The organism is Shimia sp., assembly GCF_965227725.1.
In the GTDB taxonomy this organism is placed as follows: Bacteria; Pseudomonadota; Alphaproteobacteria; order Rhodobacterales; family Rhodobacteraceae; genus Shimia.
The window spans coordinates 1-2,500 of the sequence record NZ_CBDDGH010000003.1 but is presented as its reverse complement, the minus strand read 5'-3'; the positions used below and the strand labels follow the sequence as shown (position 1 = coordinate 2,500).

1 rRNA gene is annotated in these 2,500 nt (G+C 52.0%); it reads left to right on the top strand.

What is annotated here, in order from left to right:
* Window positions 1-322 precede the first annotated feature (322 nt).
* Window positions 323-2,500 (top strand): 23S ribosomal RNA (locus ACO07T_RS05700); the annotation flags it as partial.

Sequence of the window (2,500 nt, the reverse complement as noted above, 5' to 3'; positions counted from 1 at the left end):
TCAACACTGTTTGATCGCCCTAAGTACGGGGATGATCTCAGTCAGGTCTCCTTTTGGAGAGGCGATATTGAAGACTGTTTCCTCGGTCTTCTCCTTCGTATCCCTGCTGAAACGAACAGAGTTGTCCAAGTCAAGTACACTAACCCGCAAGATCGAGAGATCTTGCATAAGTTCCTTATCCTCCTCGTGGGGCCGACCGACATCGGCAGCGAGGGTTCCAGGGTAGGGAGCGGGAAAGTATGACTTTTGGTTCAGAAACAGGATTGCGAGCATGCCAGCTTTTGCGATCACGAAGGACGCAAGTCTTTCTCTTTCTGGATCAAATCAAGCGCGAGAAGGGCGTTTGGTGGATGCCTTGGCAGTAAGAGGCGATGAAAGACGTGATACTCTGCGATAAGCCATGGGGAGCTGAGAATAAGCTTTGATCCATGGATCTCTGAATGGGGGAACCCACCTGAAAGTTCATTATAATTACCTCGGTAATTTATAATGTTCTTAACCAGGTACTTTTGACCTGAATACATAGGGTCTTAAGAGCAAACCCGGGGAACTGAAACATCTAAGTACCCGGAGGAAAGGAAATCAATTGATACTCCGCTAGTAGTGGCGAGCGAACGCGGACCAGCCAAGCCTGATGAGTGACTAGAACCGTTTGGGAAGACGGGCCATAGTGGGTGACAGCCCCGTATAGGAAGCTCTGAAGGATGTATTAAGTAGGGCGGGACACGTGAAATCCTGTCTGAAGATCGGAGGACCACCTTCGAAGGCTAAGTACTCCTTACTGACCGATAGCGAACCAGTACCGTGAGGGAAAGGTGAAAAGCACCCCGACGAGGGGAGTGAAACAGTACCTGAAACCGAACGCCTACAATCAGTTGGAGGCCCCTTGAGGGCTGACAGCGTACCTTTTGTATAATGGGTCATCGACTTGGTCTATCTAGCAAGCTTAAGCCGTTAGGTGTAGGCGCAGCGAAAGCGAGTCTTAATAGGGCGCATGAGTTAGATGGATCAGACCCGAAACCGAGTGATCTAGGCATGGCCAGGTTGAAGGTGCGGTAACACGCACTGGAGGACCGAACCCACATCTGTTGAAAAAGATCGGGATGAGCTGTGCCTAGGGGTGAAAGGCCAATCAAACTCGGAGATAGCTGGTTCTCTGCGAAATCTATTTAGGTAGAGCGTCATCCGAATACCCCGGGGGGTAGAGCACTGGATGGGTAATGGGGCCCCACAGGCTTACTGATCCTAACCAAACTCCGAATACCCGGGAGTACTAGATGGCAGACACACTGCGGATGCTAACGTCCGTAGTGGAGAGGGAAACAACCCTGACCTACGACTAAGGCCCCTAATTCATGGCTAAGTGGGAAAGCAGGTGGGACGACCAAAACAACCAGGAGGTTGGCTTAGAAGCAGCCATCCTTTAAAGATAGCGTAACAGCTCACTGGTCTAAATAAGTTGTCCTGCGGCGAAGATGTAACGGGGCTCAAGCCATGAGCCGAAGTCTAGGGATGCGTAAGCATCGGTAGCAGAGCGTAGTGTGACATAGTTCCAATCCTCTTCTATATCCTCCGGGATATAGCGCAGGATATGGAGCTTTCGATGAAGCCGGGGCGTGAGCCATCCGGTGGAGAGATCACTAGTGAGAATGATGACATGAGTAGCGACAAAGAGTGTGAGAGACACTCTCGCCGAAAGTCCAAGGGTTCCTGCTTAAAGCTAATCTGAGCAGGGTAAGCCGGCCCCTAAGGCGAGGCCGAAAGGCGTAGCCGATGGGAACTAGGTTAATATTCCTAGGCCAGGAGGATGTGACGGATCATGAAGGTTGTTCGCCCTTATCGGATTGGGCGGGCCGCTGATTGGTTCCTGGAAATAGCCCTCCATGAGACCGTACCCTAAACCAACACAGGTGGACTGGTAGAGCATACCAAGGCGCTTGAGAGAACGATGTTGAAGGAACTCGGCAAAATACCTCCGTAAGTTCGCGAGAAGGAGGCCCAGTTTCTACGCAAGTATTGGCTGGGGGCACAAACCAGGGGGTGGCGACTGTTTACTAAAAACACAGGGCTCTGCGAAGTCGCAAGACGACGTATAGGGTCTGACGCCTGCCCGGTGCCTGAAGGTTAAAAGGAGGGGTGAGAGCTCCGAATTGAAGCCCAGGTAAACGGCGGCCGTAACTATAACGGTCCTAAGGTAGCGAAATTCCTTGTCGGGTAAGTTCCGACCTGCACGAATGGCGTAACGACTTCCCCGCTGTCTCCAACATCGACTCAGCGAAATTGAATTGCCTGTCAAGATGCAGGCTTCCCGCGGTTAGACGGAAAGACCCCGTGCACCTTTACTACAGCTTCACACTGGCATCAGGCCATGCATGTGCAGGATAGGTGGTGGGCTTTGAAACCAGAACGCCAGTTTTGGTGGAGCCTCCCTTGAGATACCACCCTTGCATTGCTTGATGTCTAACCGCGGTCCGTTATCCGGATCCGGGACCCTGTGTGG